The following is a 6,134-nucleotide window of genomic DNA, read 5'->3' as shown; positions in this document are numbered from 1 at the left end:
GTTGCCGCCATTCGCTGGTTGCCTCCCCACACCAAAACGACGGTGTGTCGCGGGGAGGAAGGGGAAAGGGGCGCAAACACTGCGCGAACGGGCTCCGGGGCGGGGAACCGGGGGCGGGCCGCGGGCCACTGCCGGGTGCGGGGCAGGGGGTGTGACAGCACTCTCCAGGCCCGATGCCCGCGGGGCCGGACGGAACATTAGACTCATCGGACCGGCATGCTCGACCAGCTCAAGACGCAAGGAGGCACGGGTGGCCCTGCTGACCCGCATCGGTGGACCGCGTGACCTGGACCGGCTCACTCCCGAGCAGCTGGAACAGCTCGCCGAAGAGATCCGGACCTTCCTGGTCGACGCCGTATCGAAGACCGGCGGCCACCTCGGCCCCAACCTGGGCGTGGTCGAACTGACCATCGCCCTGCACCGGGTCTTCGACTCGCCGAAGGACAAGGTGCTGTTCGACACCGGTCACCAGAGCTATGTGCACAAGCTCCTCACCGGTCGCCAGGACTTCTCGAAGCTCAAGAGCAAGGGCGGCCTCTCCGGCTACCCCTCCCGTGCCGAGTCCGAGCACGACATCATCGAGAACTCGCACGCCTCCACGGTGCTCGGCTGGGCCGACGGCCTCGCCAAGGCCAACGAGGTGCTGGGCAAGGACGACCACGTCGTCGCGGTCATCGGTGACGGCGCCCTCACCGGCGGCATGGCCTGGGAGGCGCTGAACAACATCGCCGCCGCCAAGGACCGCCCGCTCGTCATCGTCGTCAACGACAACGAGCGCTCCTACGCGCCGACCATCGGCGGCCTCGCCAACCACCTCGCGACGCTGCGCACCACCGACGGCTACGAGCGTTTCCTGGCCCGCGGCAAGGACATCCTGGAGCGCACCCCCGTCGTCGGGAGGCCGCTGTACGAGACGCTGCACGGGGCCAAGAAGGGGCTGAAGGACTTCATCGCCCCGCAGGGCATGTTCGAGGACCTCGGCCTGAAGTACGTCGGCCCGATCGACGGCCACGACATGGAGGCCCTGGAGTCGGCGCTCCAGCGCGCCAAGCGCTTCGGCGGACCCGTCATCGTGCACTGCCTCACCGAGAAGGGCCGCGGCTACACCCCCGCCCTGCTCGACGAGGCCGACCGCTTCCACGCCGTCGGCAAGATCCACCCCGACACCGGCCTCCCGGTCGCCACCTCGGGTCTCGACTGGACCTCCGTCTTCGGCGAGGAGATGGTCAAGCTCGGCAAGGAGCGCGAGGACATCGTCGCGATCACCGCGGCCATGCTCCAGCCGGTCGGCCTGACCAAGTTCGAGAAGGCGTTCCCGGACCGGATCTACGACGTCGGCATCGCCGAGCAGCACGGCGCGGTCTCCGCGGCCGGCCTCGCCACCGGCGGACTGCACCCCGTCTTCGCGGTGTACGCCACCTTCCTCAACCGCGCCTTCGACCAGGTCCTGATGGATGTCGCACTGCACAAGTGCGGTGTGACCTTCGTCCTGGACCGGGCCGGGGTCACCGGCACCGACGGCGCCTCGCACAACGGCATGTGGGACATGTCGATCCTGCAGTGCGTGCCCACGCTCCGGATCGCCGCCCCGCGCGACGCCGATCAGGTCCGCGCCCAGCTCCGCGAGGCCGTCGAGGTCGACGACGCACCGACCGTGGTCCGCTTCTCCAAGGGCGCGGTCGGCCCGGCGGTCAAGGCCCTCGGCCGGGTCGGCGGCATGGACGTGCTGCGCGAGCCCGGCACCACCCGGCCGGACGTCCTCCTGGTCTCCGTCGGCGCGCTCGCCCCGATGTGCCTGGAGATCGCCGAACTGCTGGAGGCCCAGGGCATCTCGACGACCGTCGTCGACCCGCGCTGGGTCAAGCCGGTCGACGAGGCCATGGCCCCGCTCGCCGAGCAGCACCGGGTCGTCGTCACCGTCGAGGACAACAGCCGGGCCGGCGGTGTCGGCTCCGCCGTCTCCCAGGCACTGCGCGACGCCGGGGTCGACGTACCACTGCGTGACTTCGGCATCCCGCCGCGCTTCCTCGACCACGCCTCCCGCAAGGAGGTCATGGCCGAGATCGGGCTGACCGCGCCGGACATCGCCCGCCAGGTCACCGGCCTCGTGGCCAAGCTGGACGGCCGCTTCGGGAGCGGCGCCGACACCCGCTCCGTGATCGAGCCCGCCCGGGACTGACCTGGGACTTCGCGGTCGGATCAGGCCCAAGGGTCCGCCGCGGCGGACGGCGATACGGTCGATGGGCCGGTCGGGTCACCCTGTACGGGTGGTCCGACCGGCCCATTCGCGTGAAATCGCCCGGTGCGGGGGCCTGGGCCGCCGGTGCGCTCCCAATCATGGCGTACACGACGAGTGCGTGGAGGTACGCCGGTGACCGCCCAGCAGGACACACCACCCAGCAGTGACGGACTGTTCAGGACCAAGACGGTCGAACAGTCCATCCGCGACACCGAGGAGCCGGAGCACGCTCTCAGGAAGTCCCTCTCCGCCCTGGACCTCACGGTCTTCGGAGTGGGCGTCATCATCGGCACCGGCATCTTCGTCCTCACCGGCAAGGTGGCCAAGGAGACGGCGGGTCCCGCCACCGCCCTCGCCTTCGTGGTCGCGGCCGTCGTCTGCGCGCTGGCGGCGCTCTGCTACGCCGAGTTCGCCTCCACCGTCCCGGTCGCCGGCTCCGCCTACACGTTCTCGTACGCCTCGCTCGGCGAACTGGTCGCCTGGATCATCGGCTGGGACCTGGTGCTGGAATTCGCGCTGGGCACGGCGGTGGTGGCGGTCGGCTGGTCCGGCTACGTCCGCTCGCTGCTGGACAACTTCGGCTGGCACATGCCCGATGCGCTCTCCGGAACGGATGTGGCGAAAGGATTCGGCTTCGACATCCTGGCCTTCGCCCTGGTGCTCGTCCTGACCGTGGTGCTGGTGCTCGGCATGAAGCTGTCCGCCCGGGTCACGACCGTCGTGGTCGCCATCAAGGTCGCGGTGGTCCTGATCGTGATCATCGCCGGACTGTTCTTCGTGAAGACAGCCAACTACTCGCCGTTCATCCCCGAGGCACAGCCGCAGACCTCGGGTTCCGGACTGACCGCACCGCTGGTCCAGCTGATGTTCGGTTACGCGCCCACCAACTTCGGCGTCATGGGCATCTTCACCGCTGCCTCCGTCGTCTTCTTCGCCTTCATCGGTTTCGACGTGGTGGCCACCGCCGCCGAGGAGACGAAGCTTCCGCAACGTGACATGCCACGTGGCATCCTCGCCTCGCTCTTCATCTGCACCGTGCTCTATGTCGCCGTATCGCTGGTGGTCACGGGTATGGAGCACTACACCGAGCTGTCGGTGGAGGCCCCGCTGGCCGATGCCTTCAAGGCCGTCGGCCATCCCGTGTACGCCGGGCTCATCAGCTTCGGAGCCGCGATCGGCCTCACCACCGTCTGCCTGATCCTGCTGCTGGGACAGACCCGGGTCTTCTTCGCGATGAGCCGTGACGGACTGCTCCCGCGGTTCTTCTCCAAGACGCACCCGAAGTTCGGCACCCCGTACCGCCCGACCATCCTGCTCGGCGTGATCATCGCGATCGTCGCCGGTTTCACCAGCATCAACGAGCTGGCGACGCTGGTGAACATCGGCACGCTCTTCGCGTTCGTCGTGGTGGCCCTGGGCGTGATGGTGCTGCGCCGCACCCGCCCCGATCTCAACCGGGCCTTCCGCACCCCGTGGGTACCGCTGCTCCCGATCCTCTCGGTGGCCGCGTCGCTGTGGCTGATGCTCAATCTTCCGGCGGAGACCTGGCTGCGTTTCGCCGTCTGGATGGCCATCGGCGTGATCGTCTACTTCGCTTACGGGCGTGGGCACAGCAGGATCAACCAGCACGTATCCGAGCGGTGAACGCTCGTCCGGCATGTCCGGTACCGCGGCTAGTATGACCGTATGACTTGGCTGATCACGGGTGGTGCGGGTTTCATCGGGGCGCACGTCGTACGGGCGATGCTCGAAGCCGGCGAGCAGGCGGTGGTGTACGACGACCTGTCGACCGGTGACCCGGCCCGGGTCCCCGCCGGAGTGCCCTTCGTCAAGGGCTCGACCCTCGACCGGGACATGCTGGACCGGACCCTCGCGGAATTCGGCATCGAGGGCGTCGTGCACCTGGCGGCCAAGAAGCAGGTCGCCGAATCCGTCGCCCTCCCGCTCCACTACTACCGGGAGAACGTGCACGGGCTGCAGACGCTGCTGGAGGCGGTCACCGCCGCGGGCGCGCGCCGCTTCCTGTTCTCCTCGTCGGCCGCCGTCTACGGCCTGCCGGACGTGGACCTGGTCACCGAGAGCACACCGTGCGCCCCGATCAATCCGTACGGCGAGACGAAGCTGGCGGGCGAGTGGATGGTCCGCGCGGCAGGCGCCGCGCACGGCATGGCGACGGCCTCCCTGCGGTACTTCAACGTCGCGGGCGCGGCCACCGCGCAGCTCGCCGACACCGGGGTCTTCAATCTCATCCCCATGGTTTTCGAGAAGCTCACGCAGGGCCATGCGCCGATGATCTTCGGGGACGACTACGCGACCCCGGACGGCACGTGTGTCCGCGACTTCATCCACGTCGACGACCTCGCCTCGGCGCACGTCGCCGTGGCGCGGGCGCTGGGAGCACGCGGCGACGGCACCGACCTGACGGTGAACATCGGCCGGGGCGAAGGTGTTTCGGTACGCGAGATGATCGCGCTGATCGGCGAGGTCACCGGATACGGACCCGACGCCGAGCCGACCGTACTGCCCCGCAGGGCCGGGGACCCGGCCAGGGTGGTGGCCTCCGCCGACCGCATGCGCACCGAACTGAACTGGACCGCGCGGCACGACGTGCGCGAGATGGTCGCATCGGCCTGGGAGGGCTGGTGCCTGTACCACCCCGAGGCGCGGCGCTGACGCGGCCGGCACCACCTGAAACACGACGATGCCCCGGGATGTGTTCCCGGGGCATCGCCATGTCACCTCATACTTGTCACCGGTCCGCGAGCGGACGGTGCGTCAGCCCCCGGTAGCAGGCGACTTCTTGGCCGACTCGGGAATGGTGCCGTCCTTGCGGATCGCCTTCCACAGGTCGCCGGCCTGGGGCTCGGCGGCCACCACACGGTTCGGGTCCTGCTTGTCGTACGCCACCGGAAGCATGATGGTCTCCATCGAGCCCGGGTCGACGCCGTTCATCGAACGGGCGAACTCCGCCAGGGACTTGAGCGAAGCCAGCCCCGAGTCGGTGGTCAGCGACTTCGTCGCGGAACTCGCCACCTTGTAGGACTTCGTCGGACTGCTCAGCAGATCCTGGGACTTGACCTCGCTCAGCAGGGCCAGCAGGAACTGCTGCTGGAGACCGATGCGGCCGAGGTCGCTGCCGTCGCCGATGCCGTGCCGGGTCCGGACATAGGCGAGGGACTGGGTGCCGTCGAGCTTGTGCGATCCCGCGGACAGGTCGAGCCCCGACGACTTGTCGTGGATGGGCTTCTCGACCTCCACGGTGACACCGCCTATGGCGTCGACGAGGTCCTTGAACCCGGCGAAGTTGATCTCCAGGTAGTGATCGATGCGGACCCCGGACATCTTCTCCACGGTCTTGACCACACAGGCCGGGCCGACCTGGGAGTAGACGGAGTTGAACATCACGCGGTTCGCCGAGGACACCGCCGAGCCGTCGGTCTTGACGCACTCGGGCCGGGTCACGAGGGTGTCACGCGGTATGGAGACGGCGACGGCCCTGCTCCGGCCCTCGGGTATGTGCACCACCATCGCGGTGTCGGAGCGCGCGCCGCTGACGTCGCCGCCACCGCCGAGCTCCTTGTTCTCCGCACCGGCCCGCGAGTCGGAACCGAGGACGAGCAGGTTCTGGCCGCTGGTGGGGAGTTTCTGAGGACGGTTGTCCCCGAGCGCCTTGTCGATGTCGACGCCCGTGATGTTTCCGTCGAGCCTGCTGTACAGCCAGTACAGGGTTCCGCCACCGGCCAGTACGAGCACCAGCAGGGTGACGAGCACGCCGCGCCGGATGCGCTGACCACGCGTACGGACCTTGCGGCCCCTGCGGCTCTTGGGCTTGCGACGGGAAGGCAGATCGGAGTCGTCAGACATACACACAGCTCGTCATCGTCTGGGCCCCTGG

The 6,134-nt window shown here is 68.7% G+C and carries 4 protein-coding genes; 3 read left to right on the top strand and 1 reads right to left on the bottom strand.

The features are described from left to right. Nucleotides 1-250: 250 nt before the first annotated feature. The 3 genes from dxs (at nt 251) to galE (ending at nt 4,912) form a co-directional block, all read left to right on the top strand. Nucleotides 251-2,179, top strand: coding sequence for a 1-deoxy-D-xylulose-5-phosphate synthase (gene dxs, locus ACFV8T_RS16825; RefSeq protein WP_385328143.1), 1,929 nt, complete (start codon nt 251-253; stop codon nt 2,177-2,179). A 192-nt stretch (nt 2,180-2,371) separates the two neighbouring features. Further along, the gene (locus ACFV8T_RS16820; RefSeq protein WP_385328142.1) at nt 2,372-3,883 is read left to right on the top strand and encodes an amino acid permease; all 1,512 of its coding nucleotides are present in this window, start codon (nt 2,372-2,374) and stop codon (nt 3,881-3,883) included. Between the two features lie 42 nt (nt 3,884-3,925). Next, nucleotides 3,926-4,912 (top strand): UDP-glucose 4-epimerase GalE, encoded by a 987-nt coding sequence (gene galE, locus ACFV8T_RS16815; protein WP_385328141.1) that lies wholly within the window; start codon nt 3,926-3,928, stop codon nt 4,910-4,912. Nucleotides 4,913-5,014: 102 nt separating this feature from the next. On the opposite strand, the gene ACFV8T_RS16810 is transcribed toward galE, so the two are convergent. Continuing rightward, on the bottom strand, nt 5,015-6,103 hold the full coding sequence (locus ACFV8T_RS16810) for an LCP family protein (RefSeq protein WP_266428276.1): 1,089 nt from the start codon (nt 6,101-6,103) through the stop codon (nt 5,015-5,017). Between the last annotated feature and the right edge of the window lie 31 nt (nt 6,104-6,134).

The organism is Streptomyces sp. NPDC059832, from assembly GCF_042731715.1.
GTDB lineage: Bacteria > Actinomycetota > Actinomycetes > Streptomycetales > Streptomycetaceae > Streptomyces.
The sequence above is the reverse complement of the archived record's forward strand: the minus strand, read 5'-3'. Positions and strand labels throughout refer to the sequence as shown.

Coding starts and splice junctions, on each gene's coding strand:
- ACFV8T_RS16810 (WP_266428276.1), bottom strand. CDS start 6,103: ATGTCTGACGACTCCGATCTGCCTTCCCGTCGCAAGCCCAAGAGCCGC.
- galE (WP_385328141.1), top strand. CDS start 3,926: ATGACTTGGCTGATCACGGGTGGTGCGGGTTTCATCGGGGCGCACGTC.